The following is a 26,596-nucleotide window of genomic DNA, read 5'->3' on the forward strand; positions in this document are numbered from 1 at the left end:
GTGGAAGTGCAGTAATGCATGGAGCTGACTGTTACTAATCGGTCGAGGGCTTATCCAGGAAGGTCAAGTGAAGATTCGAAAGTTGATGGAATTCAATATGTGGTTTTGAAGGTATGTGTGAGTAGACCAGGCAGAGATGTCTGGTCTTTTTATTTTGCGCGAACAACGAGCTAAAGTCCGCGCCTACGCGAGGCCTTGGCGACTGTCGCGATATGACAAGAGGAAGCTTGCAAAGTGTGTTTTCATTTTTTTATCAGGAAGGTCTTCGATACTTTCTGTTAAATAAAAAAAGCACGATGTGCTAGTGATGTGCACTCGTGCAAAAATGAAGTTTGTCGGAAAAATGAAGATTATTGGAATCGACCGTGTGAGGCATCCATGAGATCAGCGGCATCAATAGACATCCGACAGCAGCAAAAACCACAGAGGCAGAGGGGATGCACTGAGCAGATTTACATGCTGTCTGGATATCTGGAAATTATTTCTGGATAAATCCTTTTTGGATCGCATCCTGGATCATCTGATCGGCAAGCTCGTACAGGCGCTCAGAGCCGAGTTTTGTCTTTGCATGGCGGCCATAAACCTGTGCGGAAGTGGTCTGGTGCTGCTTCCAGTCATCGCCGTTGTTACTGTGGTTTAGGAGGAGCGGCTGGATATTATCCATGGCGTGAGCGTATCTGGACTCTGGAGTTTCGCAGTATTCAAACTCATCAAAGAGTGCGGTGAGATCCTTTTTCTGGTCGTCCGGCAGAATAGAAAAGATCCGTTCCTTTGCGGCATCTTCGCGGGCTTTTTGGGACTTTAATCCTTCTTCGTCGTATGCGAAAGTATCTCCCGCATCGATCTCGACGATATCGTGGATCAGGCACATCAGCATGACTTTTGCAATATCAACGGGTTCATTTGCATATTCGCGCAAAAGATATGCCATGATCGCCATATGCCAGGCATGTTCAGCATCATTTTCACGTCGGCCGTGACCGGAAAGATGCGTCTGGCGGAAAATATTTTTCTCCTTATCGATCTCCAGTGTAAAGTCGAGCTGCTGCTTTAAACGTTCATCCATGATTGATCTCCTCCATATATGTATATAGAATTGCTGTTGGGAATGACCGGTAAACCTGCAATGCTTACCGGTAAGTTCCTTTTATGATATCAGCATATCCGAAAAATGTACAGCATGAAATCATGTACTTTAGTGGGAATGGTTCGCGACCAAAGCAGAGTACAGTAATTCTGAGAAGAATTGGTGAACTTATGCCGATTGAAATTACACATCGGATTTCATGTGTGTTCAGCGTGAATTCCAGGCAGGAGAGGAGCAGCGAGCTGATGATCCGGGGCTGGAAAGCTGCAAAGAGAAAGTGTAGAAATTTTTCAAAAAATATGAAAAAATGGGTTGACAGATGCGAAATCATATTATATAATAGCACTGTTCTTAAGGAACAGCTCAAGAACAAAGGAAATATTCCTCGATAGCTCAGTCGGTAGAGCACGCGGCTGTTAACCGCGCTGTCGTAGGTTCGAGTCCTACTCGGGGAGTTTTTATTTTGCCAGTTTCAATATTGAGCTGCTGGTACAAATAATGAGAACGCGGCCCCATGGTCAAGCGGTTAAGACATCGCCCTTTCACGGCGGTAACAGGGGTCCGAATCCCCTTGGGGTCATTGATGTGCCGATGTGGCTCAATTGGCAGAGCAGCTGATTTGTAATCAGCAGGTTATCGGTTCGAGTCCGATCATCGGCTTTCAGTCCTAAACTTATGGACCTTTAGCTCAGTTGGTTAGAGCAACCGGCTCATAACCGGTCGGTCCCGGGTTCAAGTCCCTGAAGGTCCACTCTACCTGGTAAAAGGTTCATACTATTGATAAAAATATTTTGGCCCGGTGGCTCAGCTGGTTAGAGCGCCGCCCTGTCACGGCGGAGGTCGTGGGTTCGAATCCCATCCGGGTCGCTTCCTTAGAAATAAGGATTTTAAATTTCATATCTGGGATCTTAGCTCAGCTGGGAGAGCATCTGCCTTACAAGCAGAGGGTCATAGGTTCGAGCCCTATAGGTCCCACTCGATGGGAAACCATCATCGACATATTTATATGTCTGCCGGTGTGGCGGAATAGGCAGACGCAAGGGACTTAAAATCCCTCGGGGGCAACCCCGTACCGGTTCAAGTCCGGTCACCGGCATGAAAGAAGCTTGTATTTACAGGCTTCTTTTTTTTTAATAGATCAATCCCTCTTTCCTTTTACACATGGAAAGAGGGATTTTTGTGCATCGGATGAGGGTGTGAGGTTAAAAAGAGACAGGGAGCGTTGTCGGAGACAATCTGTTTTTAACGCATATTCTTAAGCCTGGCGATATCCGCATCGGTGCGGTTTTCGTGAATCGTGATTTCGGAGAGTGCCTCCTCGATCCGCTTAAATTCCTGATCGGTCAGTTCCACATCGGCGAGATATTCGATGATGCGCTCCATCATCGAATATTCACTTTGAACGGCGGTCAGCGGAGTAACGGCGTGAGCACGGCGGATCACGATCAGCACACTCACTGCTTCGTCCGTGTAAAACAATCGTTGACCTGTGGTCGTCTGTCAGCAGGGACTATCCGGGGATCCAGCTTCAGATCGTTCCCTTTGATGACACTTATCCGGAGTGGCTAAATGTGTTAGAAAATCTGGGAAAAGATCTTGATATTGTGGCGGGGATCTATCCATCTACCAGATGGAAGCGCCGCTGCCAGATCTTACCGTTGACGGAGATCCCGCTCTGCTGTGCGGTTTCCAGGCAAAATCCGCTGTCCTCCAGGAAAAAACTCCGTCTGCCGGATCTCTACGGCGAAAATCTTCTGATGGTAGAGCGCGGAGACACGAAATTTATAGATGCACTGAGGGATGAGATCGAAAAAAATCATCCGCAGATCCACATTCAGGATGTTGCATCTTATGGCACCGGAGTATTCAATCAGTGCGACCGGACCAACAGTGTCATGGTCACGATCGGAACCTGGGCAGAGCTTCACCCATCGTTAGTCGCGATTCCCTGTGAATGGGATTACACAGTGCCATATGGGATCGTGTATGCGGAGAATCCATCAGCACTGGTTCTGGAATTTATCGGTATTATGAAGAAATTTTCAAAGATCGGATAGATTATAGTTGCATTTTACAATGGACAGAGTTATAAAAATTACAGAAAATTCCGATAACTGTCATGCCGGCTGATAGAGGGAAAACGGACAGACGTGATTGTGAGATAAAACAGGAACAGGAGAAGAAAGATGACATTTCGGTATGCATGGAAGCGGTCGATCCCGGTCATGGCGGGCTATATCGTCCTGGGAATGGGATTCGGAATGCTGCTCGGGGCAAAAGGATACGGCGTTTTTTGGGCGATCGCCATGAGCGTGTTTATTTACGCCGGATCGATGCAGTATGTGGCGATCGATCTGATAACGGGAGGTGCGTCCCTGATCTCGGCGGCGCTTATGACACTTATGGTCAATGCGCGGCATTTATTCTACGGGATCTCCATGGTGGAACGGTACAAAGATACGAAGCCGTATAAGCCGTATCTGATCTTTGCGCTGACAGATGAGACGTATTCGCTGGTGTGCAGCGGGGATGTGCCGGAAGGCGTGGAGGAGAAAAAATACTTCTTTCTGGTATCGCTGCTGGATCAGATCTACTGGGTATTCGGAACGGTGCTTGGCTCAGTACTCGGAAGCGTGCTGAACATTAATACGGAGGGAATCGACTTTTCCATGACGGCGCTGTTTCTTGTGGTGTTTACCGAACAATGGAAGAGTACAAAGGATCACAGAAGCGCAATTGCCGGAGTGGCAGCATCGGTACTCTGCCTGCTGGTGTTCGGACCGTCCTCGTTCCTGATCCCGTCGATGATCTCGATCACGGTGATCCTGACGGTGATGCGAGGGAGAAGGAGAACAGAAAGTGCTCAGAGAACAGCATGATTCTGATACGCTTCTGAAAAATTTGCATATGAAAGAACGAAAACTCTGACTGGGTGGGAAACATATGAAACTGGTCTGGCAGGAAAATGTCCAGTCAGGAAGGAGAGAGGATAACGGATGATAGATTTGAGAGCGGCAGCGCTGATCGCAGTGTGCGCCGGTGTGACGATGCTTTTGAGGTTTCTGCCGTTTCTGGTGTTTGGCGGCAAGAAGGAGGTTCCGGGATATATCACATATCTGTCCGGAGTTCTTCCGTATGCGATCATGGGAATGCTGGTGGTGTACTGCCTGAAAAATATGAATCTGTTCGCGGGAACGCACGGGATCCCGGAAATTCTGGCGTCTGCTGCTGTTGTCGGACTCCATGTCTGGAAACGGAATACGCTGCTCAGCATCGCGGTTGGGACAGTGTTCTATATGTTTCTGGTCCAGGTGGTATTTTAAACGATCGTATACTGCTTGTGGGATAAAAAAATTTATGATATGATAGTCTCATCTTACGGAAAGTCTGGCGGATCGTGCTTTTTCTGCAATATAGTCTGAATATATCTGAAAGAAGCAGACAGGGAAAGTGCGGTATCCGGCGGCTGGAATGGAGGTCTGGATGAGAAGAAAAGACAGAGAATTGAAGGACATGGCTGATATCGTGTCGATCGCAAAGCGGGAAACTGTGTGTACCGTTGCGTTCCACGATGAGCCATGTCCTTATTTGATTCCGCTGAATTACGGAGCGGAAGTGGAAGACGGGAAGCTGATCCTGTACTTCCATGGAGCGAAAGAGGGAACAAAACTCGACAGGATCAGAGAAAATCCCAATGTCTCATATTGCATTTACGGGGCGAATGTCCTGACGATCAATTATGATACAGCCTGCAAGTCTACGACGAGTTTTGAGAGTATCTGTGGAAACGGAACTGCTTGTCTGGTGGAAGATACCGCGGAAAAGAAAAAAGCGCTGGCAGTCCTCATGAACCAGGTAAGTCCGAAGAAGGCCTTTGATGAGAATTCGTTCGCGGAGCCGATGGTAAATGCAGTTACCGTCTGGAAAATCATAACCGAAACCGTAACAGGGAAGAGACACGAATGACACGAGCGAAAGTGAGCCAGAAACGTGCTTGCACGATTATGGCGAACGGCGAGTGTGCGCATGAACGATAAGTTCATGCGAATCAAGAGAGCGAAAGTGAGCAAGAAACGTGCTTGCACGGTTATGGCGAACGGCAAGTGTGCGAATGAATAAGGCAGACAATAGAAAGGAGTACATACATATGGGAACAGATTTCAGAAAAGAGATCGGAGCGACGATCGATCAGAGAAGCAGCGAATACACAAAGATCAGCGACGCGATCTGGGGCTTTGCGGAGCCGAGATTTCAGGAATATGAGTCCTCAAAACTTCAGCAGGAGTTTTTGAAATCCAGAGGATTCTCTGTCAAATCGGATCTTGCGGGGGAAGAGACCGCATTTATCGCTGAATGGGGAAGCGGAAAGCCGATCCTCGCATTCCTGGGTGAGTTTGATGCACTTTCCAGTCTTCAGCAGGAAGCAGACAACCTGGAACGCTGCCCGATCCCGGGAAAGACGAACGGACATGGCTGCGGTCATCATCTGCTCGGAACAGCTTCCATGGCTGCGGTGGATTCCTTAAAAACGTATATGGAAGAGAACCATATGAGCGGAACGATCCGTTACTATGGCTGCCCGGCAGAAGAGAATGCAGGCGGAAAAGCATATCTGGTCCGCGACGGCTACTTTGATGACTGTGATATCGCGATCACATGGCATCCGTATACCATGAATAAAGCAATGAAGGGCGGTTATCATCTGGCAAACTTCCGTGCATTCTTTACTTTCCATGGAATTTCCTCCCATGCGGCAGGTGCTCCGGAGCTTGGGCGTTCTGCGCTGGACGCAGTTGAGATCATGGATATCGGTGTCAACTATATGAGAGAGCACATGATCGATGCGGCGAGAGTTCATGGCGCTATCACAAACTCCGGCGGAATCGCTCCGAACGTGATCCCGGCGGAAGCCCAGATCCTCTATGCGATCCGCGCACCGAAGGTAACCCAGGTGAAGAAGCTCTATGAACGGATGTGCGACATTGCGAAGGGCGCTGCGCTGATCACAGGAACAACGGTGGATATCAAACAGGTTGCGGCCTATTCCAACCTGATCAATAATGACACTCTTGCGGATCTTGTCCAGGAGAACCTGGAGCATGTTATCCCGGTCGGCTACACAGAGGAAGAGCTTGCCTATGCGAAGAAGTTCCAGGGCGTCATCACGGAACTTGATAAAGAAGGATTAAAAGATCAGGCATCCGCGATCGGAGGAAAAGAGCACCGTCAGGAGCTTTTAGAGAGCCCGATGTGGGATTTCATTGTTGATAAGAATACTTCTTACGGTGGAGGCGGATCCACGGATGTCGGAGATGTCAGCTGGGTCGTTCCGACAGGACAGGTCTACACGAGCTGTTTCCCGGCAGGTACTGCGCTCCACTCCTGGGTAGCGGTTGCCCAAGGTAAATCATCGATCGCCCATAAGGGAATGCTGGCGGCAGCGAAAGTCATGGCTTATGTCGGCGCTGAGCTTCTCCTGAATCCGGAGCTGATCGAAAAAGCAAAGGCAGACTGGAAGGAAGAGCTGGACGGAGAGACATATCCGAATCCGCTTCCGGCAGATCTGAAACCGTCGATCTGGTAAGGAGATCGTACTGCGGGTGATCCTGCATAGGAATTGGATTGTTTGAACCATGATTGCGGTGCGCGGCTGAGCTGTTTTTGCGCATCGCGATCGGTAAAACAAAAAATTGAATAAAAATTTCAAAAAGTGTTGACAGAAACGAAAATATGTAGTAGAATACTTTTCGTTGAGTGAGTTGCGGTTCACCAAGACTTCTCAAATGTGCGTCAGTAGCTCAGCTGGATAGAGCATACGGCTACGGACCGTAGTGTCGGGAGTTCGAATCTTCTCTGGCGCGCTGATTAAGGCATCTGCATTAGCAGATGCCTTTTTTCGTATCATAGGAGACAGCATATGAAGAGAAGGACAGAACATTTTACATATGAACTGATCCGGGCGAAGCGCAGGTCCATGTCCTTAAAAGTGGATCTCGACGGGACGATCACGGTCCGGGCGCCTTACCGGACGCCGGTGCAGACAGCGGACTGGTTTGTCGAGGGACACCGGGACTGGATCGAGGTGCGCCTGAAAGCCGGAGAGCGGATCATGGCGGAGCGTCCGTCCTACACGGATCAAGAACGGGCGGAAGGCAGAAAACGGGCAGCAGAGGCGATCAGAGCCCGATGCAGCCATTATGCTCCGCTCATGGGCGTCTCTTACGGGACGATCACGATCAGGGAGCAGAAGACCCGCTGGGGAAGCTGCAGTGCGAAGGGAAACTTGAATTTTAACTGGAAGCTGGTGCTGATGCCTCCGGAGATCCTGGACTATGTGGTGGTGCACGAGCTAGCCCACAGACTCCAGATGAACCACAGCGCGGCATTCTGGGCGGAAGTCGGGAAAATCCTGCCGGATTACAGGGAACGGCGGCAGTGGCTGAAAGTAAATGGACAGAAATACTGATGGAAAACTTTTATCTGGCAGAAAAACGGTAAAAAATAACGGGAGAAAAACATGGAGGAAAAGAAAGAACTCTGGATGGTGCAGACGAAGCGGGCGGATTTTTCCGGTCTCGCCATGCGGCTGGGAGTCAGCCCGGTCGCGGTGCGGGTCATGAGAAACCGCGGACTGACGGAAGAAGCGGAGATGAGAAAATATCTTTATGGGACGCTGGACGATCTCTATGATCCGCGTCTGATGAAGGGGATGGAGCAGGCGGCGGAGCTGATCGCAAGAAAGCTGAAAGAGGGAAAGCATGTCCGGATCATCGGGGATTACGATATCGACGGCGTGTGCTCGACATATATTTTGTTAAAGGGATTTCAGCGGGCGGCAAAAGAACTATCGCAGCGGTGCTCATTGGAGGCAGGCCGATACAGCGTCGAGAAAGAAAATGATGCTCAGATCGATTACGAGATCCCGGACCGCATCAAGGACGGATATGGGATCAACGAGTCGATTATCCGCCAGGCGTCCGCAGACGGAGTGGATACGCTCGTGACCTGCGACAACGGGATTGCGGCACTCCGTGAGATCAGCATCGCGAAACAGCTGGGAATGACGGTCGTGGTGACGGACCACCACGAAGTTCCGGTCGATGAGTATGGTCAGATCCTGCCTCCGGCGGACGCTGTGGTCGATCCGAAGCAGGACGGGGAGACTTACCCGTTCCACGAGATCTGCGGCGCTGTGGTCGCCTGGAAGCTCATCCGGGTGCTGTATGAGAAGCTTGGGATCCCGGAGAGTGAGTGGATGGACCTGTTGGAATTCGCCGCCATCGCTACGGTGGGGGATGTCATGAAGCTCCAGGACGAGAACCGGCTGATTGTAAAATATGGTCTCAAAAAGATCGGATCGACGAAGAATACCGGACTCCGGAAACTTATAGAAAAAAATAACCTGGATATCGAAAATTTAAGCGCATACCATATCGGCTTTGTGATCGGTCCCTGCTTAAACGCCGGAGGCCGGTTAAAGAGCGCGAAGGTCGCACTGCGGATGCTTTTGGCGGAAGATCCGGAACGGGCCGGCGAGATGGCGGATGAGCTTAAAGAACTCAACGATATGCGGAAGGACATGACCGCGAAAGGGGAGGCGGAAGCGATCGAGCAGGTGGAAAAACAGTACATGGACGATAAGGTACTCGTTGTATTTCTTCCGGAGTGCCATGAATCGTTAGCCGGGATCATCGCCGGAAGACTCCGGGAACATTTCCACAAGCCGTCCTTTGTGCTGACCCGCGGAGAGACCACGGCGAAAGGTTCCGGCCGCTCCATCGAGCAGTATCACATGTACCAGGGACTCTGCAAAGTCTCGGATCTCCTCGTGAAGTTCGGCGGACATCCGATGGCAGCAGGACTTTCCCTGGAAGAAAAGGATATCGATGAGTTCCGGAGGCGGTTAAACGCGGACGCAGAGCTCACGGAGGAAGATTTTGTGCCAAAGATCTGGATCGACGTCCCGATGCCGTTCGAGTATGTGAACGAGAAGATCGTCCAGGAGTTAAAGGACCTGGAGCCGTTCGGACAGGGAAATGAAAAACCGCTGTTCGCGCAGAAAAGTCTGGTGATCCGGAATGCGAGAGTTCTCGGAAAGAACCGGAATGTCGTAAAGCTGAATCTCGTGACGGAGACGGGGCAGCCGGTGGACGGACTTTTGTTTGCCGATGGGGACCGGTTCCTTGAGGAGCAGGCGGGAAGAAATATGATCGATATGATCTACTACCCAGATGTAAATGAATATAATGGAACAAGGACATTGCAGGCCGTGATCAGAAATTATAAATTTCATTGAGAGACGCGGCCGGGTATGTTTTTTCCTCCATCCTCATAAACTTGCTAAAAGCAGGAGAGGATGGGGGGATTTTTTGTTTGAAGAAAAAACAGTCTTTTACGTAAAACGGGAGTTGGATGCCGGGGATCCAGGCGGTCTGTCCGACAGGGAGGCAAAACAGCGGCTGTCCATATATGGAAAAAATGAACTGCAGGAGAAGAAGCCTCCGTCTGTCCTGAAACGGCTGATCGGGCAGTTCATGGATCCGCTGATCTATGTACTGTTAGCTGCCGGTGTGATCTCAGTCCTTTTAGGGGAACAGGGCGACGCGGCGATCATCGCGGCAGTCGTGCTCTTAAATGCGGCGGTGGGAGTGGCACAGGAAGGAAAGGCGCAGAAAGCGCTGGATTCCTTAAAGAAGATGACGAGGCTCACGGCCGTGGTGCGGCGGGACGGGAGAATCCTTGAGGTGGATTCCGCCGTGCTGGTCCCCGGGGATCTCGTGCTGCTCAGTGCCGGGCAGCAGGTTCCGGCAGACCTCCGGCTGATCACTGCGGAGAACTTAAAAACGCAGGAATCGTCACTCACGGGGGAGTCGGTTCCCGTGGAGAAAGACGCAGGATTTCTGGCAGGGGCGCATACCCCGCTGGGGGACCGGAAAAATATGGCGTACATGTCCACATTTGTGACAGCCGGGAGCGGCGAGGGGATCGTCACAGCGACGGGAATGGAGACGGAGATCGGCGGGATCGCAAAGCTGATCCACGAGACGCCGGAGGAGATCACCCCGCTGCAGAAGCGGTTAGGAGACCTCGGAACGATGTTAAGCATCCTGGCGGTGGGACTCTGCGCTGTTTTATTTTTGATGGCGATCTTCCAGAAGCGGGATGCGGGGGAGATGTTCCTGACGGCGATCTCCCTGGCGGTGGCGGCGGTCCCGGAAGGACTTCCGGCGGTCGTCACGATCGTTCTTGCACTCTCAGTCTCCAGGATGGCAAAAGTAAACACGATCGTACGGAGGCTGCCGTCGGTGGAGACGCTTGGAGCTGTCAATGTGGTCTGCTCGGATAAGACGGGTACGCTGACAAAAAACGAGATGACGGTGCAGGCGCTGGACGGGGATCCGGAACTCCTTCTGACGGCATTTCTTCTCTGCAATGATGCAAAATGGGGAAAACGGGAGGTGATCGGGGACCCCACGGAGGCGGCATTTTTACTCTATGCGGACAGAGAAAGCGAAGATCAGAAAAAGACGGACGTCAGAGACAGAAAGAAGAGAGGCCGGGAAAACGAAAGATGGTCAGAGAAGCTGAGAAGGGAGTGGGTCAGGAGCGCAGCGCTGCCGTTTGACTCGGAGCGGAAGCGGATGACGACGGTATGCCGGAGACAGGACAGGATCGTCTCATTCACGAAAGGGGCGCCGGATGTGATCCTGGAACGGTGTGACCACTATAAGGACGAGACGGGGATCCATCCCATGACGGAGCAGCGGAGACAAAAATATGAAAAAAAGGTTTCCGCTTATTCCTCGTCAGGCGGACGCGTCCTAGGGGCAGCCATGAAGAACGGGAATGACATGTCCGAGCGAGGGATGACATTCCTGGGGCTGGCGGTCCTGGAAGATCCGGTGCGCCCGGAGGCCGCGGAGGCGGTAAGGGAATTTCGCCGCGCCGGGGTCACAACGGTGATGATCACGGGGGACCATAAAAATACGGCCCTGGCAGTGGCAAAAAAGCTTGGGATCGCGGATTCCCCGGCCCAGTGCGTGACCGGGGAGGAATTAGACAGGATGGGTGACGACGGGCTTGAGAAACGGATCGGATCGATCCGGGTGTTCGCGCGGGTCTCCTCGGATCACAAAGTCAGGATCGTTCAGGCATTTAAGAAGGCGGACGGGATCGTCGCCATGACCGGGGACGGGGTAAACGACGCTCCGTCTTTAAGGGCGGCTGATGTGGGGATTGCCATGGGAAAGAACGGGACTGATGTGGCAAAACAGGCGGCGGACATCGTTCTGACGGATGACAATTTCGCCACGATCCGGAATGCCATTGAGGAAGGAAGAGAGATCTATGAAAACATCAAAAAGACGGTGATATTTCTGCTCTCTTCGAACTTTGGGGAGATCATGACCATGTTTTTCGCGATCCTGTTTTCGCTGCCAGCCCCGCTCAAGGCAAGCCACATCCTTTGGATCAACCTGATCACGGATTCTCTGCCGGCACTGGCACTGGGGACGGATGTGTGCGACGGAATGGAGCTGATGGAAAAGGAGCCGCGAAGACCGGGAGAGAGCCTGTTTGCCCACGGAGGCGGGATCTGCACGGTGTTTTACGGATTTCTTATCGCACTGATCAGCCTGACCGCTTTTCTGGTCGTTCCGACAGCTCTTCTTGTCGGGAGCGGAAGACCGGCTGCACTTGCCGGGATCAGAAAAGTGCTGGAAGATCCCATGATCCTGGCGCACTGCCAGACGTATGCCTTTACCGTCCTGGGACTGTCCCAACTTTTCCACGCGATCGGGATGCGGGATGTGGAAAAGTCTGTTTTCCGGATGGATCCTGTGAATAACCGGCTGATGATTCTGGCGCTGGCGGTCGGATTCTCCCTGCAGTTTGTGGTGACGGAACAGACGTCGCTCGTTGCGGCGTTCCAGACCGTGCGGCTCACAAAGACAGAATGGGCAAGACTTCTCATCCTCTCCGCCATGCCGCTGTTTGCTCATGAGCTTTTACTCCTGCTGTCGCATTTTGGGAGAGGAACGGGGCAGGACGGAGATCCATCGGGGAAAGTCCGGTGATGGAAACGAGCACTGCAGAGGGACAGAAGCAGGATAAAATGGGGAAAATTTGAGGAAAAGATAAAAAAACAGGAACTGGGTATTCCCAACAAAGAGAAAAATTGGTAGAATAGTGGTGAAAATTGGTCCTGTTCATCTGGCAAAGAAAAGGAACAGGCACAAAAAAATCTGCGAAGAGCAGTCACCAGGAGGTCTTTCAATGAGTAAGCTACTGAAAGAATTCCGTGAATTTGCCGTTCAGGGCAATATGATCGACATGGCAGTCGGCATGATCATCGGTGCTGCATTTAAGGATCTTGTAAATTCCTTAGTCAGCGACATGGTGATGCCTGTGATCGGACTTTTTACGGGAAAGCTGGATTTCAGCAATATGTTTATCTCACTGAACGGAGAGCACTACGCGACTCTGGCTGAGGCGCAGGCGGCAGCAGCTCCGACCGTAAACTACGGTCTGTTTATCACAGAGATCATCAACTTCATTATCATGGCGTTCGTGATCTTCATGGTAGTCAAACAGCTGAACCGCGCAAAGAAAATGTTCGAGAAACCGGCAGCTCCGGCTCCTGCTACGGAGAAGGAATGCCCGTACTGCAAAACAAAAATCAATATCCATGCGACACGCTGTCCGCATTGTACATCCGTGCTGGAAGACAAATAGTCTTTTCCGGGCGGTAACAGGCAGATGAGCCAGAAATTCCCGGCGGATCAAGGAAGAAAATTCTGCCGGGAATTTTTGTTTACCGGGAAAAGCCGGAACGGGTCCGCTTTGAGATCAGGAAGGAACAACAATGAAGAATAATATTCGCATTACGCTGGAATATGACGGAAGCCGGTATGACGGCTGGCAGAAACAGGGAAATACGGAGAATACGATCCAGGGGAAACTGGAGGCAGTGCTTTTAAAAATGGCGGGAGAGGAAGTGGAGGTCCACGGGTCCGGAAGAACAGACGCGGGAGTCCATGCAAAAGGCCAGGTGGCAAATTTCCATGTGGACGCGAAGATCTGCCCGGACGGAGAGACTGCGAAAGAATACTTAAACAGGTATCTGCCGGAGGATATCCGGGTGCTTGAGGCTGATCCCGCACCGGAACGCTTCCACAGCCGTTTGTCCGCCTCCTCAAAAACATACGGATATTATGTGGAGACCGGGGATAAGAAGAATGTGTTTGAGCGAAAATATGTTTACGGATTTGGAAAAAAACTGGATCTGGAGGCCATGAGGCGCGCGGCAGGCTTCCTCATCGGGGAGCATGATTTCAAAAGTTTCTGTGCGAACCGCAGGATGAAAAAGAGCACGGTGCGCCGGATCGATGAGATAAAGATCGTGGAACACGGAACGAAGATCGAACTTCTGTATACAGGAAACGGCTTTCTCTACAACATGGTGCGGATCCTGACGGGAACGCTCCTGGAGATCGGCAGCGGAATGCGGAAACCGGAGGAAATGAAGGTGATCCTGGAGGCAAAGAACCGGGACATGGCGGGGAGAACTGCTCCGCCGGAAGGCTTATTCCTTCTTCACGTGGCTTATGAAGGCGAGAGGAAAACGGTATGATGAATCAGAATGAAGAACATGAGGACATACTCTTTGAGGAGAAGAAAAAGCAGACGGACCGAAGGGAAGCGGGAATGGGAGCTGACGGAGAATTCTCCGCGGAATCCCTGAAAAAGTGGTTTACGAGGGCAGGAGGAGCGCTGGCGGCCTGCGCAGCTGCCGTCTGCCTGATGACGGTCCTGATGGCTGGAAAGAATCAGAAAGAGTCCCTGATCATGGAAGTAAATTCCGATATCCTGATGGAATTTACCATGAACCGGAGGGGTGCAGTGCTGTCGGCATCCGGAAAGATGGCGAGGACAAATGAAACAGTCTCCATGGATGCGTTTGACGGAAAAAGTCTTGGGATCACTGTGGGGAAAATCTTTGACCGGCTCGCTGAGAATAACAGTCTGGGCGAGGACGGAGGAATCCTGATCTCTGTCCGGAGATCTGATCCGGACAGTAAGGCGTCGCCGGAGAAGATCGTAAAAGAAGTTCAGAAGGAGACAGAGTCCGAGCTCCAGAAAAAGGAGTCCAGGGCGAAGGTCTACGTGTTTGAGGCGGATGAGGACGCAGACACGAAAAAACTTGTGACGGAATATGGGATCACGGTGACGAAGGCGGAGTTCTTAAAGCGTCTGTTTGCGGAAAATCCGGAGATCACAGTGCCGGAAAAGGAAGAACTCGCCGGGTATTCCTCGAAACGTCTGGTCCGTGAGATCGAAAAACATGAATATCAGCTGTCGCTGGAGCCGGTGATCGTAAAGACGACGTTTGAGAAGGCCAGCGAGGAGAGTACAGAGGAGGAGACAACTGCTCAGGAGAGCACGGAAGATGTCTTAAAGCAGGAAACAGAGACTACGGATGAGTCTGCTGCGGGCGAAGAGACAGAGACTACGGAGAACGATGGCCTTTCGGAGATGCAGAGACGCCGGAAAGCCCTGGAAGCCGGAGAGAGCGTGGACTGGGTGGACCAGGATACAGGAAGCTACCGGAAAGACGGGGATGACGAGGACGATGAGTCTGAGCGCGATGAATATGGAAGTTCTGAACGGAGACGGAATCGGAATACCTGGGAGTATGGAACTTCTCATGAGACGACCGGCGTTCCGGAAACTTCTCCGGCGGAGACGGTTCCTGCTGTAACTGCAGCGCCGGAAACTGTGCCGCCGGAGACAGCCGCGCCGACAGCCTCGGAGACAACGGCTGCGGTCCCGGAGACCACCGCGGCGTCCGGAATGCTGACACCGGAAACAAAGACTCCGGCATACATGCAGGGCCCTGGTTTCGAAGATCCGGACAATCCGCGGAATCATTAAGACAGGTGAGGGAAAATGTTCATCCACAGGCAGTAATTTTCCGGACTGGAAAGCCTGCAGCAGGATCCAGTAAATAAAAAATAAAAAAATTAAAAAAAATAGTTGACGGATCAGAGTCGTTGCGCTATAATATGTCTCGTTGATGCATTGGGCTATCGCCAAATGGTAAGGCAACGGACTCTGACTCCGTCATTTTCAAGGTTCGAATCCTTGTAGCCCAGTTTATAAACTAAATATTGTCGAAGTGCTTTAAGCACATATTATTATTGGGCTATCGCCAAATGGTAAGGCAACGGACTCTGACTCCGTCATTTTCAAGGTTCGAATCCTTGTAGCCCAGCTGATAAAAGGCTGTTAATCTTTGTGAATGCAAGGCTTAATGGTCTTTTTTGTTACTGTACACCTTTTTCTTGCGCTTGACATCCATTTGTGTTAATGTAAAGGCGAAGCTAACTGTTCAGTAGGTCTGCGCATTTACTGCGCTGACCGTACGAAAACATGGGCTGGCAGGCAAAAATCCCATTGCCGCAGGCAATTTTTAATGGATTTTTGCTCGTGACTGTGAAGGTACTGAACAGTTACAGGCGAAGTCGGAAAAAGAGAGCGTGTTTCGCGGGAATGGATTTTTGAGTCGGAATACGGATCTTGCCGATCGGTGAGGTAGATTATGTATGAATTAAACAGCCGGGTCCGGTACAGCGAGACGGATATTGACGCGAAGCTGTCCCTGACCGGGATCATGAATTATATGCAGGACTGTTCGACAATGCAGTCGGAAGACGCGGGAGTTGGGATCGGATATCTGGAGCAGGAGAAGAAAGCATGGCTGTTATCATCCTGGCAGATCATGATCGAAAGACGCCCGGCGCTGGGTGAAAAGATCCGCGTGGTCACATGGCCGTATGGGGTAAAAGGACTTTACGCCCTGAGAAACTTCGCGATCCTAGATGAAAAGAACGAATATCTCGTGAAGGCAAATTCCTACTGGTTTCTCCTGAATACGGAGACGGGACGCCCGATGCGGATCATGGAGTCGGACACAGCTCCTTACGGGGAGTTCAGCCCGAAACTCGAGATGGAGGATGCGGGAAGAAAGATCCAGGTGCCGAAGGAGATGGGGGAGACGGGCCGGATGGTGGTCATGAAACACCTTCTCGACACGAACCTTCATGTAAACAATGCCCAGTATGTGGACATTGCGAGAGAACTTCTTCCGGCCGGGACGGAAATTTCGGAGATCAGGGCTGAATACAGGAAAGCGGCTGTGCTCGGGGATGAGATCGTGATCAGGAGCGCGCGGGAAGGAAAATCCTATCTTGTATCGCTCTGCAATCCGGACGGCGATGTGTTTGCAAATATCGAGTTGAAAGAGATGTAACCGGATCCTGCTGATGGTTGGCAGGATCATGACAGTGAAAATAAAAAGAGAGGACGCAACGGAAAGATCCTGGTTGCTGTTTGCATGGAACGTGAACAATGCCGGGGATGCAGCTGCGGGAGGACGAAAGACATGATGGAAATCGGAAAAATTCAGAAACTGAAAGTGATCAAAGAGAAGGACTTCGGAATTTATCTCTCTGACGGAGATAAGGCGGATGCCCAGGGCGTCCTTCTCCCGAAGAAGCAGGTACCGGCGGGAACGAAGATCGGGGATGAGCTGGAGGTGTTCCTCTACAAGGATTCTGAGGACCGCCTGATCGCGACGACATCCCGCCCGAAGGTCACTCTGGGTGAGACGGCGGTCCTTGAGGTGAAAGAAGTCTCAAAGATCGGCGCGTTTCTCGATATGGGACTGGAGAAAGATCTCCTGCTCCCGTTTAAGGAGCAGACCCACCAGGTCCGCAAAGGGGAGAAATGCCTGGTTGCCCTCTACGTGGATAAGAGCAAACGTCTCGCGGCGACCATGAAGGCGTACCAGTATCTGAGATGCGATTCCCCGTACCACACCGGAGACGAGGCGGATGGATTTGTATTTGAGATCAATCCGGATATGGGCGCATTCGTTGCGGTGGATGGGATCTACCAGGGAATGATCCCGAAAAAGGAACTGTTTTCCGGCTACAAGGTAGGAGATGAGATCCGTGTCCGTGTGACGAGAGTCCGTGCGGACGGAAAGCTTGACCTCACAACGAGAGACAAGGCGGGAAGCCAGATCTTTTCTGACGCCGATCTTGTCATGAAGGTCATTGAAGAGTTTGACGGAGTCCTGCCGTTTAATGATAAGGCAGCTCCGGAAGTCATCGCGCGCGAGTTCAAACTCAGCAAGAACGCATTCAAGCGTGCGGTGGGACATCTGTTAAAAGAAGGAAAGATCGAGATCACGGAGAAAAGCATCCGGAAAATCGATAAATAAGGAATCATGGAGGAAAATCACATGAAGAAAGTTATCAGCACAACAAACGCACCGGCAGCGATCGGACCGTATTCCCAGGCAATCGAGGCAAATGGTTTTGTATTTGCATCCGGACAGATCCCGGTAAACCCGGAGACAGGTGAGATCCCGGAGGGGATCGAGGCTCAGGCAGAGCAGGTCATGAAAAATGTGAAGAATCTTCTCGAGGCAGCAGGGACATCTGTTGACCAGGTTGTAAAAACAGGCGTATTCATCAAAAACATGGATGATTTCGCAACGATCAACGGCATCTATGCAAAATATTTCGCAAAAGACTGCCCGGCACGTTCCTGCGTGGAGGTTGCAAGACTTCCGAAGGACGTCCTTCTTGAGATGGAAGCGATCGCAGTAAAATAAGAATGATCGCGACAGTCGCCAGGGTCTCGTACAAGCGCGGACTTTGGCTCGTTGTTTGCGTAAATAAAAAAGGCGGAGACTGTGAGTGAAAACAGTCTCCGCCTTTTTGGTAATTTTGATAAGAAATTAACTAACCGTCTGTCTGTTTTTATGGAAAAAGGGCATATTTTTCAAAAAGTCTGAGTGGTCCTATGGAATATGCATGGAAAAAACGCATTTTTTTTGTGGAATAACCATATGGAAAAACATGTACTGTTTGTGTATGATGGATACAATAGATATAACAATAGGTTAAGTCTGCAATCCTGCAGATGAATATATCATACAGATCAGGAGGAAATTGATGTCTGGTTTAGTGTTAAAAAATATCAACAAGACGTTTCCGGGTGACCAGCAGGCAATCCGGGATTTCAATCTGGAAGTGAAGGATAGGGAATTTCTGATCTTGGTGGGACCGACGGCGTGCGGAAAATCGACGCTGCTTCGGATGATCGGCGGACTTGAGGAGATCACTTCAGGCAGCCTGCTGATCGATGGGATCGACATGACGGACGCGGATCCGAAAGAGAGAAACGTCGCGATGCTTTTTAAGAACAGTGTACTCTATCCGGGAATGAGCGTGGAGGAAAATCTCATGTTTTCACTCCGGATGGCAAAAATGAACCCGGCGGAGATCGAGAGAAGAGTGGAAGAGACTGCAAAGATCTTAAATCTTGGGGAGACTCTTGACAAGATGCCGGAAGAACTCTCAGCCGCTGATACATATCGTGTCCTTCTCGGACGTGCCCTGATGCGCCGCCCGGGGATCCTGCTCCTGGACCGCACGATCGCGGAGGCGGATCCGGATGTTCAGGAAGTGATGAGAAAAGAATTTGCAAACATCAACCGTGAGCTCGGGATCACAGTGATCTACGCGACAGACAGCCAGAAAACGGCAATGGCGCTGGGGACAAGGATGATCGTGATGAACGAAGGCGTGATCTGCCAGGAAGACTCCGCACAGAATATCTACAACCACCCGGGCAGCCTGTTTGTTGCCGGATTTTTCGGAACACCGCGGATGAACTTATCCATCGCGAAGGTGACGGAGGAGAACGGCAGTGTTGTCCTGAAGTTTTCATCAGGAACAATCCCGCTCTCAGAGAAAAAAGGAAATTTCCTCAGAGAGCTCGGCTATGTGGGCAAGGAGGTCTTTACAGGTGTCCGCCCGGATAAAGTCGCTCCGGCAAAGAACGGAGAGAACGGTGAGATCACAGGGGAACTCATCGGAGGCGAGGAGATCGATGATGCGCCGTATATCCGCTTCCGTGTCGGTGAGAATGAATTCCTGGCAAAGGCGGAAGGCGGAGAAAATCTCACCGGAAAGAAGATGTCCTTCAAAATTTCCGGCGACAATGTGTACCTCTTCGACAAAGAAACAGAAAAAATCATTGCAGAATAACCAAAATATCAGGCAGGCCGGTCCTTTTACGGGGATCCGGTCTGTTTTTTTAGTGAAAAATACAAAAAAATTCTTTTCTTTTTTGTGATTTTGCATTAGAATAAATGTGAATATGTCCATGCCTGCAACGATTGCCATTCATCCCGAAAGGAACTGCAAACCGTGGAACCTGAGGAGAAAGGTACTGGATCGTCGCGATACTGTGAAAAGGAGAGGACGCTATGATTTCAAATCAGATTTTACAGTCGAATATCGAAGGACTGAAAGAGATTACAAGAATTGACCTTTGCGTCTGTGATGTGGAGGGAAAGGTCCTGGCTTCCACATTCGAGCATGCGGAAGAGTATGAAAGCTCCATACTCGCGTTTGTGGATTCTCCGGCGGACAGCCAGGTGATTTCCGGTTATCAGTTCTTTAAAGTGTTTGATGAGCACCAGCTTGAGTACATCCTGCTCGCAAAAGGCGGCAGCGATGATGTTTATATGGTAGGCAAACTGGCAGCGTTCCAGATCCAGAATCTTCTGGTGGCCTACAAGGAAAGATTCGATAAAGATAACTTCATCAAGAACCTTCTTCTCGACAACCTTCTTCTCGTTGATATCTACAACCGCGCGAAGAAGCTCCATATCGAGACGAATGTAAAACGAGTAGTATATCTGATCGAAACAAAGAATGAAAAAGACAACAATGCTCTGGAGACGATGCGGAGCCTGTTCTCTACAAAGACAAAAGATTTCATCACGGCTGTCGATGAAAAGAATATCATCCTCGTCCGCGAGGTAAAGCCGGGTGAGACTTACGAGGATCTTGAGAAGGTCGCGAACACGATTCTGGATATGCTGAACACGGAGGCAATGTCCAAGGTGCGCATCGCGTTCGGTACGATCGTCGGCGAGATCAAGGATGTCTCCCGCTCCTACAAAGAGGCGAAGATGGCTCTCGACGTCGGAAAGATCTTCTACAACAGCAAGAACGTAGTTGCTTACTCGAACCTTGGTATCGGACGTCTGATCTATCAGCTTCCGCTTCCGCTCTGCCGGATGTTTATCAAGGAGATCTTTGACGGGAAGAACCCGGATGAGTTCGATGAGGAAACACTCACAACGATCAATAAGTTCTTTGAGAACAGCCTGAATGTCTCCGAGACATCAAGACAGCTCTACATCCACAGAAATACGCTTGTTTACCGTCTGGATAAGCTCCAGAAGAGCACCGGCCTGGATCTGCGCGTATTTGAGGACGCGATCACCTTCAAGATCGCCCTGATGGTTGTAAAGTACATGAAGTACATGGAGAATTTGGACTACTAAATTATGATAGAAATTTCAAAACTGACAAAGACCTATGACAGGGGTACGAAAGCCCTGCGGGATGTGAACATCACGATCGATGATGGGGAATTTGTCTTTATAACCGGCCGGAGCGGCTCCGGAAAATCCACATTGATCAAGATCCTCTTGAAGGAAGTGGAGCCGACTTCCGGCCGTGTTGTCGTTAATGACATGGACCTCGTGAAAATGCCGAGAAGATATGTTCCGAAATACCGCAGACGCCTTGGTGTCGTATTCCAGGATTTCCGTCTTTTAAAAGATAAGACAGTTTATGAGAATGTGGCATTTGCCCAGAGAGTGATCGGAGAGTCCAGCCGGACGATCCGGGAATCTGTTCCGCATATGTTGAAGATGGTAGGTCTTTCTTCCAAATATAAGTTTTTCCCGCACCAGCTTTCCGGCGGAGAACAGCAGCGAGTGGCGATCGCCAGGGCTCTGATCAACCGTCCGGAGATCCTGCTTGCCGATGAGCCGACAGGAAACCTGGATCCCCACAATGCGATGGAGATCATGGGACTTCTGGAAAAGATCAACAGGCGTGGGACAACCGTGATCGTTGTCACGCACAGCCATGAGATCGTGGACATGATGAAAAAACGTGTTATTACGATCGACCGTGGTATGGTGATCCGTGATGAGGAGGAAAGTGGGTACCGTTATGAGGATTAGCACATTCTGGTTCTGCATGAAGCAGGGACTGGTGAATATATGCAGAAATATCTGGTTTTCCCTTGCGTCGACCGCGATCATTTCTGCATGTATTTTTTTATTCTGCGTATTTTTTTCTGTGATCACCAACATCGAGTACATGGTCCGCACGGCGGAGACAACGATGGGGATCACGGTATTTTTCGATGAGAACCTGACGGAGGACGAGATCAAAGACATCGGGGCAAAGATCGAGTCGGATAAGTCGGGAATCATAAAAGAGATCAAATTTGTCTCCGCTGAGGAGGCGTGGGACAGCTTTAAGAGCGAGTATTTCGGGGACGAGGAGGCACTTGCGGAAGGATTTGCGGACGATAATCCTCTTGCGGGATCTTCTTCCTATGAGATCCGCTTAAACAACATCACGGATCAGGACGGGATGGTGGCTTACCTGGAAGGACTTTCCGGAGTCCGCAAGGTAAACTATTCCAACAGTGCGGCAACCGGCCTCGCGAGCTTTAATAAGATCCTGGGACTCCTGTTCGGCATCCTGATCGCCATGCTGCTCGCCGTTGCGGTGTTCCTGATTAGCAATACGATCTCTGTCGCCGCTGAATTCCGCAAGAACGAGAACAGGATCATGCGGCTCATCGGAGCGACAAATTTCATGATCCGGGCACCGTTTGTGGTGGAGGGAACGATCCTGGGGCTGATCGGAGCGGCGATCCCGCTGGGAGTCATGCTGTTCGTTTACCGCCAGACCGTGGAATATGTGATGAACCGGTTTGAGCTGCTCTCGGGGATCATCCAGTTCCTGCCGATCGGAACCTTCTATCCGACGATGGCGGCGATCGCCCTCGCACTTGGCGGCGGACTTGGATTTTTCGTAAGTTTCTTTACGATCCGCAGAGAGCTGCGCGTGTAGGAGGGAGAGACAAATGAGAAGATCAGGAAAATTTCTGGCTGCGGCCTTGTCTTTTGCCCTCGTTCTCGCGACGCCGCTTTCCGCCCAGGCGACGAAGAGCGGACTGAGTGACGCGAAGAGCAAAAAAACGGCGTTGGAAGCGGAAAAAAAGAAAACAGAACAGGAATTAAAGAACCTGGAAGGACTGAAAAGCGACACGACCGCCTATGTCAAAAAGCTGGATTCCAGCCTGGAATCCATTGGAAATGAGCTTTCAAAGCTGAATGATGACATCGACGCGAAGGAAAAGCAGATCGATGCGACAAAGCAGGAACTCTCCGAGGCGAAGGAGACGGAGAAAAGCCAGTATGAATCCATGAAGCTCCGGATAAAATATATGTACGAGAAGGGAGACAGCACCTACGTGGATCTTCTCATGGAGGCGGGTTCCCTCTCAGAGCTTTTAAGCAAGGCGGAGTATATCACAAAAATCTCTTCCTATGACCGGCAAAAACTCGATGAGTATGCCGCAACGAAGGAGAAGATCGCAGAGAAAGAGAAAGCTCTGGAAGGAGAGCATGTTGAACTATTAACTCTTCAGGATGAGACGGAGGCAAAACAGGCGTCCGTGGAGAAGCTTCTCGCCGCGAAACAGACGGAGCTCCAGAACTACGAGACGAAGATCGCTTCCGCAGAAGGTCAGATCTCCGAATATGCGAAGGCGATCGAGACGCAGGAAAACCAGATCAAGTCCATCGAGGCGGAAATCAAACGGAAGGAAGAGGAAGCGAGAAAGAAAGCCGAGGAAGAGAAGAAAAAAGCTGCTGCGGCAAACAAGGCGGCACAGACGTATAAAACCGTGAGCCTTGGGGACATTAGCTTTACATGGCCGTGTCCGGCGAGCGGACGGATCACTTCGGGATTCGGAAGCCGGAAATCCCCGACAAAGGGAGCTTCTTCGAACCACCAGGGAATCGATATCAGCGCGCCGACAGGAACTTCCATCGTCGCGGCTGCAGCGGGTGAGGTCGTGATCGCGACTTACAGCTCTTCCGCTGGAAATTATGTGATGATCAGCCATGGAGGCGGCGTCTATACGGTTTATATGCACGCGTCCAGTATTCTGGTATCACAGGGACAAAGTGTGAAAAAGGGACAGACGATCGCGAAAGTCGGCTCAACGGGCTATTCCACCGGATCCCATCTCCATTTCGGAGTCCGGGTGAACGGTTCCTATGTGAATCCGACGAAGTATGTAAGTCCATAGCGGACTTTGACAGAGCTGCGCAGATCATGCGGACAATTCGGATCGTGATAGGCTTTGCTGTACATAATGGATTTCAGACAGCAATGGAAGAGAAAAATCTCCAGACAAAAACAGCTGCAGAAGGATGAAGGAGAGAAGACATTGGAAGAGAAAGAGACGAAAAATAAATTCTGGAAAGGCGTCCTGGTGGGCGCACTTGTGACGGCTTTTGCGGGATTTGCAGTGGTTGGATTTGCAACCGGAATATGGATCATCGGGCGTCGGACTTCGGAGAGTCAGAGCGCACAGACGACCGGAGCGGATGCCAACAAGCTGGATATGAAAAAGATCGAGCCGAAGCTTCAGTACATGGAGGCACTGATCGACAAGTACTTCCTGTTTGATGAGAACATGACGGAGGAAGAACAGAAGAAGAACGGGACAGCGGAGGACTGGATCTATCGTGGGTACATGTATTCTCTGAACGATCCGTATTCTGTGTATTATGATAAGGACGAATATACCAGTCTGAACGAGGAAAATTCCGGTACCTACTGCGGGATCGGCGTTCAGGTCAGCCAGAATGTATATACCGGGATTATCACGGCTGTGAAGGTGTTTAAGGATTCCCCTGCACAGGAAGCCGGAATGCTTCCCGGAGATATCCTCTACAAAGTGGAAGATATCGAGGCGACCGGTGAGGACCTCTCTCTTCTCGTGAGCGATCACATCCGCGGTGAGGAAGGAACGAAGGTCCATCTGACTGTTTACCGTCAGTCCACGGATGAATATGTGGAGATGGATGTGGAGCGGCGCATGGTGGAGAATCCGACCGTGGAGTATGAGATGCTGGAAAACAAAGCCGGATATATCTCACTTTCTTCCTTTGAGGAGGTAAGCTCCGAACAGTTTAAGAAAGCTGTGGATGACCTTACAGCTCAGGGAATGGAAAAGCTGATCGTCGATCTTCGAAACAACGGCGGCGGTGTTGTCCAGGCGGCGAAGGAAATCGCAGATTATCTTCTTCCGGATGGAAAGACCATCGTAAGCTTTAAGGGAAAAGGAATCGATGACAGCACCTACTCTTCCGATGACGGACATGAAGTGGATGTCCCGATCATTCTTCTTGTAAACGGCGAGAGCGCCAGCGCCTCCGAGGTACTGACGGGTGCCTTAAAGGATAACAACTGGGCAACGATCGTCGGAGAGAAGACCTTCGGAAAAGGAATCGCCCAGGGAGTGTTCAATCTCCCGGACGGCAGTGGCCTGAAACTCACAACGGCATACTACTATACCCCGTCCGGTGAGTGCATCCACAAACTCGGCATCGAGCCGGATGTGACAGTCACACTCGACGAGGATCTGAAGTCAAAGATCGAGATCCCGAAGGATGAGGACAATCAGCTGCAGACAGCACTTGAAGTTTTCGATGAAGGCGTCGATGTGGTAAAAGCGAAGATCTCCGCGGAGACCGGGGAGACAGAAGCTGCGAATGATGACTTTGAGGCGAAAGTAAAGGAGAATCTGGAGATCGAGAAAGAGACAGGGGCTGAGAAGTAGGACCTGCGCATTAGATTCTGAGAAATTGATAACGGGGAAAATTGAATATCTACTATATTATATAGAAGAAACAGGATGCTCCCTGAAGCGAAAAGAGGAAAAAGTCACATGAGAATGGATCTGATGCGACCTTTTTCCTCTTTGCTGTTTCAATCTGTGCATGGAAAACTTCGATTTGAACATGCTCCTGCCGATTATCCACAAATTGAAAAAACCCTTAAAAAATAAGCAAAAAAGGCTTGATTTTTAGATTACGATGTGTTATTCTTATCTGGCTGTGACATGATAGCGTAGAAGCGAGAGGTTGCTGCCTGAGAATGGCAGGTGTTCCGTGGAGCGAATGTCAAGTTAGGAAACTGGCGACAAGTCACTGTACCAAATTAACAGCTGCTCAGGGTAAGGGGCAGTAACAACGTGTGAATCGGCATGATACACACGAGACCGTGTACAGTCACCGCTTGTCGTACTTCGATTAAAAGTGCGAAAAGGAGGCGACTTTTTTTATGGCAAGTCAGGTTATGAGAATCACATTAAAGGCTTACGACCATCAGCTGATCGACCAGTCCGCTGGAAAGATCATCGAGACAGTAAAGAAAACAGGAGCACAGGTGAGTGGTCCGGTTCCGCTGCCGACAAAGAAAGAGGTTGTAACAATCTTAAGAGCTGTTCATAAGTACAAAGATTCCAGAGAGCAGTTCGAGCAGAGAACTCATAAGAGACTCATCGATATCGCAAGCCCGAGCCAGAAGACAGTAGATGCACTGTCCAGACTGGAAATGCCGGCTGGTGTTTATATCGACATCAAAATGAAAAACAAATAATTGAAAAATATTTATTTTTCATGCTACTGAAATGTAGCCACTAAAATTAGAAATCCTGAATGGTTCTGATATAAAAGCAACACTACTCATCCTGAAAGGGAATCAACATCATTACAATATGTAATGTCATAGTGTTCCACCTATGTTGGGCTGCTCTAGGATGAACGCACAGAAAATTCTGTTTTGCGTTCCGCTGTAGATTAGTAACAGGAGGTAAAAACAATGAAGAAAGCGATTTTAGCTACAAAAGTCGGAATGACTCAGATCTTCAACGATGAAGGCGTTCTTGTTCCGGTAACTGTTCTTCAGGCTGGTCCGTGTGTAGTAACACAGGTTAAGACAGAGGAGAACGATGGATACAAAGCTGTACAGGTTGGCTTTGTAGATAAGAGAGAGAAACTTGTAAACAAGCCGGTAAAGGGTCACTTCGACAAGGCTGGCGTATCTTACAAGAGATTCGTTAGAGAGTTCCGTTTTGAGAATTCTGAAGAGTATAACGTAAAAGACGAAATCAAAGCTGATATCTTCGCTGCTGGCGATAAGGTTGATGCAACTGCTATCTCCAAAGGTAAAGGTTTCCAGGGCGCTATTAAGAGACTTGGACAGAGCAGAGGACCGATGGCTCATGGTTCTAAATTCCATCGTCATCAGGGTTCCAATGGTTCCGCAACAACTCCGGGCCGCGTATTCAAGGGCAAAGGCATGCCGGGTCAGATGGGTAACAAGAAGATTACCACTCAGAACCTCGAGATTGTCAAGGTTGACGTTGAGAACAACCTGATCCTTGTTAAAGGCGCTGTACCGGGACCGAAGAAGTCCTTAGTAACATTAAAGGAAACAGTAAAGGCTAACAAATAAGCTTTTACAGGAAAGGAGG

At 50.3% G+C, this 26,596-nt stretch carries 24 protein-coding genes and 10 tRNA genes; 32 read left to right on the forward strand and 2 right to left on the reverse strand.

Going from position 1 to position 26,596, the window contains the following annotated elements; genetic code table 11:
* Positions 1 to 478: 478 nt before the first annotated feature.
* On the reverse strand, positions 479 to 1,066 hold the full coding sequence (locus GPK90_RS00005) for an HD domain-containing protein (RefSeq protein WP_118532433.1): 588 nt from the start codon (positions 1,064 to 1,066) through the stop codon (positions 479 to 481).
* Positions 1,067 to 1,469: 403 nt separating this feature from the next.
* Here GPK90_RS00005 and GPK90_RS00010 point away from each other — a divergent pair.
* The 7 genes from GPK90_RS00010 (at position 1,470) to GPK90_RS00040 (ending at position 2,183) form a co-directional block, all read left to right on the forward strand.
* Positions 1,470 to 1,542, forward strand: a tRNA-Asn gene (locus GPK90_RS00010).
* Between the two features lie 53 nt (positions 1,543 to 1,595).
* Positions 1,596 to 1,667, forward strand: a tRNA-Glu gene (locus GPK90_RS00015).
* Between the two features lie 7 nt (positions 1,668 to 1,674).
* A tRNA-Thr gene (locus GPK90_RS00020) sits at positions 1,675 to 1,747 on the forward strand.
* Between the two features lie 17 nt (positions 1,748 to 1,764).
* Positions 1,765 to 1,838, forward strand: a tRNA-Ile gene (locus GPK90_RS00025).
* 42 nt (positions 1,839 to 1,880) lie between these two features.
* A tRNA-Asp gene (locus tag GPK90_RS00030) sits at positions 1,881 to 1,954 on the forward strand.
* A 35-nt stretch (positions 1,955 to 1,989) separates the two neighbouring features.
* A tRNA-Val gene (locus GPK90_RS00035) sits at positions 1,990 to 2,062 on the forward strand.
* Between the two features lie 37 nt (positions 2,063 to 2,099).
* Positions 2,100 to 2,183: transfer RNA gene (locus GPK90_RS00040), tRNA-Leu, on the forward strand.
* 146 nt (positions 2,184 to 2,329) lie between these two features.
* Here the strand turns inward: GPK90_RS00040 and GPK90_RS00045 are convergent.
* A complete protein-coding gene (locus GPK90_RS00045; RefSeq protein WP_215701811.1) occupies positions 2,330 to 2,566 on the reverse strand; it encodes a hypothetical protein in 237 nt (78 codons plus the stop codon).
* 8 nt (positions 2,567 to 2,574) lie between these two features.
* On the opposite strand from GPK90_RS00045, the gene GPK90_RS00050 reads away from it, so the two are divergent.
* The 25 genes from GPK90_RS00050 (at position 2,575) to rplC (ending at position 26,577) form a co-directional block, all read left to right on the forward strand.
* Positions 2,575 to 3,144, forward strand: coding sequence for a LysR family transcriptional regulator substrate-binding protein (locus GPK90_RS00050; protein ID WP_252197309.1), 570 nt, complete (start codon positions 2,575 to 2,577; stop codon positions 3,142 to 3,144).
* A 129-nt stretch (positions 3,145 to 3,273) separates the two neighbouring features.
* Positions 3,274 to 3,966 (forward strand): AzlC family ABC transporter permease, encoded by a 693-nt coding sequence (locus tag GPK90_RS00055; RefSeq protein ID WP_215701812.1) that lies wholly within the window; start codon positions 3,274 to 3,276, stop codon positions 3,964 to 3,966.
* Between the two features lie 117 nt (positions 3,967 to 4,083).
* Positions 4,084 to 4,410, forward strand: a complete 327-nt coding sequence (locus GPK90_RS00060) for a branched-chain amino acid transporter permease (RefSeq protein ID WP_215701813.1) — start codon at positions 4,084 to 4,086, stop codon at positions 4,408 to 4,410.
* A 160-nt stretch (positions 4,411 to 4,570) separates the two neighbouring features.
* Positions 4,571 to 5,053 (forward strand): pyridoxamine 5'-phosphate oxidase family protein, encoded by a 483-nt coding sequence (locus GPK90_RS00065; RefSeq protein WP_182426835.1) that lies wholly within the window; start codon positions 4,571 to 4,573, stop codon positions 5,051 to 5,053.
* Positions 5,054 to 5,234: 181 nt separating this feature from the next.
* Positions 5,235 to 6,671 (forward strand): M20 family metallopeptidase, encoded by a 1,437-nt coding sequence (locus GPK90_RS00070; protein ID WP_215701814.1) that lies wholly within the window; start codon positions 5,235 to 5,237, stop codon positions 6,669 to 6,671.
* 203 nt (positions 6,672 to 6,874) lie between these two features.
* Positions 6,875 to 6,948, forward strand: a tRNA-Arg gene (locus tag GPK90_RS00075).
* A gap of 56 nt (positions 6,949 to 7,004) precedes the next feature.
* Positions 7,005 to 7,553 (forward strand): M48 family metallopeptidase, encoded by a 549-nt coding sequence (locus GPK90_RS00080; protein ID WP_215701815.1) that lies wholly within the window; start codon positions 7,005 to 7,007, stop codon positions 7,551 to 7,553.
* A gap of 51 nt (positions 7,554 to 7,604) precedes the next feature.
* A complete protein-coding gene (gene recJ, locus GPK90_RS00085) occupies positions 7,605 to 9,383 on the forward strand; it encodes a single-stranded-DNA-specific exonuclease RecJ (RefSeq protein ID WP_215701816.1) in 1,779 nt (592 codons plus the stop codon).
* A gap of 73 nt (positions 9,384 to 9,456) precedes the next feature.
* On the forward strand, positions 9,457 to 12,162 hold the full coding sequence (locus tag GPK90_RS00090) for a cation-translocating P-type ATPase (RefSeq protein ID WP_215701817.1): 2,706 nt from the start codon (positions 9,457 to 9,459) through the stop codon (positions 12,160 to 12,162).
* Positions 12,163 to 12,361: 199 nt separating this feature from the next.
* Positions 12,362 to 12,820 carry a large conductance mechanosensitive channel protein MscL gene (gene mscL, locus GPK90_RS00095; protein WP_118532453.1) on the forward strand — a complete coding sequence of 153 codons (459 nt, stop codon included), beginning with the start codon at positions 12,362 to 12,364 and terminating at the stop codon, positions 12,818 to 12,820.
* A 130-nt stretch (positions 12,821 to 12,950) separates the two neighbouring features.
* A complete protein-coding gene (truA, locus tag GPK90_RS00100) occupies positions 12,951 to 13,718 on the forward strand; it encodes a tRNA pseudouridine(38-40) synthase TruA (protein ID WP_215701818.1) in 768 nt (255 codons plus the stop codon).
* Positions 13,715 to 15,019 carry an anti-sigma-I factor RsgI family protein gene (locus GPK90_RS00105; protein ID WP_215701819.1) on the forward strand — a complete coding sequence of 435 codons (1,305 nt, stop codon included), beginning with the start codon at positions 13,715 to 13,717 and terminating at the stop codon, positions 15,017 to 15,019. The genes truA and GPK90_RS00105 overlap by 4 nt, the downstream gene beginning before the upstream one ends.
* A 148-nt stretch (positions 15,020 to 15,167) precedes the next feature.
* Positions 15,168 to 15,240: transfer RNA gene (locus tag GPK90_RS00110), tRNA-Gln, on the forward strand.
* Positions 15,241 to 15,286: 46 nt separating this feature from the next.
* Positions 15,287 to 15,359 (forward strand) — tRNA-Gln (locus GPK90_RS00115).
* A gap of 327 nt (positions 15,360 to 15,686) precedes the next feature.
* Positions 15,687 to 16,397 (forward strand): acyl-[acyl-carrier-protein] thioesterase, encoded by a 711-nt coding sequence (locus GPK90_RS00120; RefSeq protein ID WP_215701820.1) that lies wholly within the window; start codon positions 15,687 to 15,689, stop codon positions 16,395 to 16,397.
* A gap of 132 nt (positions 16,398 to 16,529) precedes the next feature.
* Complete coding sequence (locus GPK90_RS00125) at positions 16,530 to 17,372, forward strand: CvfB family protein (RefSeq protein WP_118298678.1); 843 nt, start codon at positions 16,530 to 16,532, stop codon at positions 17,370 to 17,372.
* A gap of 21 nt (positions 17,373 to 17,393) precedes the next feature.
* Positions 17,394 to 17,768 (forward strand): RidA family protein, encoded by a 375-nt coding sequence (locus GPK90_RS00130; protein WP_215701821.1) that lies wholly within the window; start codon positions 17,394 to 17,396, stop codon positions 17,766 to 17,768.
* Positions 17,769 to 18,111: 343 nt separating this feature from the next.
* Positions 18,112 to 19,209: an ABC transporter ATP-binding protein gene (locus GPK90_RS00135; protein ID WP_215701822.1), complete on the forward strand. Its 1,098-nt coding sequence runs from the start codon at positions 18,112 to 18,114 to the stop codon at positions 19,207 to 19,209.
* Between the two features lie 221 nt (positions 19,210 to 19,430).
* Positions 19,431 to 20,519 (forward strand): PucR family transcriptional regulator, encoded by a 1,089-nt coding sequence (locus GPK90_RS00140; RefSeq protein WP_215701823.1) that lies wholly within the window; start codon positions 19,431 to 19,433, stop codon positions 20,517 to 20,519.
* Positions 20,520 to 20,522: 3 nt separating this feature from the next.
* The gene (ftsE, locus tag GPK90_RS00145) at positions 20,523 to 21,209 is read left to right on the forward strand and encodes a cell division ATP-binding protein FtsE (RefSeq protein ID WP_215701824.1); all 687 of its coding nucleotides are present in this window, start codon (positions 20,523 to 20,525) and stop codon (positions 21,207 to 21,209) included.
* Entirely contained in the window at positions 21,199 to 22,113 is a 915-nt protein-coding gene (locus tag GPK90_RS00150) for a cell division protein FtsX (protein ID WP_215701825.1), read from the forward strand. Before ftsE ends, GPK90_RS00150 begins: the two co-directional genes overlap by 11 nt.
* A gap of 13 nt (positions 22,114 to 22,126) precedes the next feature.
* On the forward strand, positions 22,127 to 23,359 hold the full coding sequence (locus GPK90_RS00155; protein ID WP_215701826.1) for a murein hydrolase activator EnvC family protein: 1,233 nt from the start codon (positions 22,127 to 22,129) through the stop codon (positions 23,357 to 23,359).
* Positions 23,360 to 23,500: 141 nt separating this feature from the next.
* On the forward strand, positions 23,501 to 24,898 hold the full coding sequence (locus GPK90_RS00160; protein ID WP_252197308.1) for a S41 family peptidase: 1,398 nt from the start codon (positions 23,501 to 23,503) through the stop codon (positions 24,896 to 24,898).
* A gap of 503 nt (positions 24,899 to 25,401) precedes the next feature.
* Entirely contained in the window at positions 25,402 to 25,719 is a 318-nt protein-coding gene (rpsJ, locus tag GPK90_RS00165) for a 30S ribosomal protein S10 (RefSeq protein WP_015553845.1), read from the forward strand.
* Between the two features lie 222 nt (positions 25,720 to 25,941).
* Positions 25,942 to 26,577, forward strand: coding sequence for a 50S ribosomal protein L3 (gene rplC, locus GPK90_RS00170; protein WP_117503172.1), 636 nt, complete (start codon positions 25,942 to 25,944; stop codon positions 26,575 to 26,577).
* The last annotated feature ends 19 nt before the right edge of the window (positions 26,578 to 26,596 follow it).

This window comes from Clostridium sp. MCC344 (assembly GCF_018785365.1).
In the GTDB taxonomy this organism is placed as follows: Bacteria; Bacillota; Clostridia; order Lachnospirales; family Lachnospiraceae; genus Pilosibacter.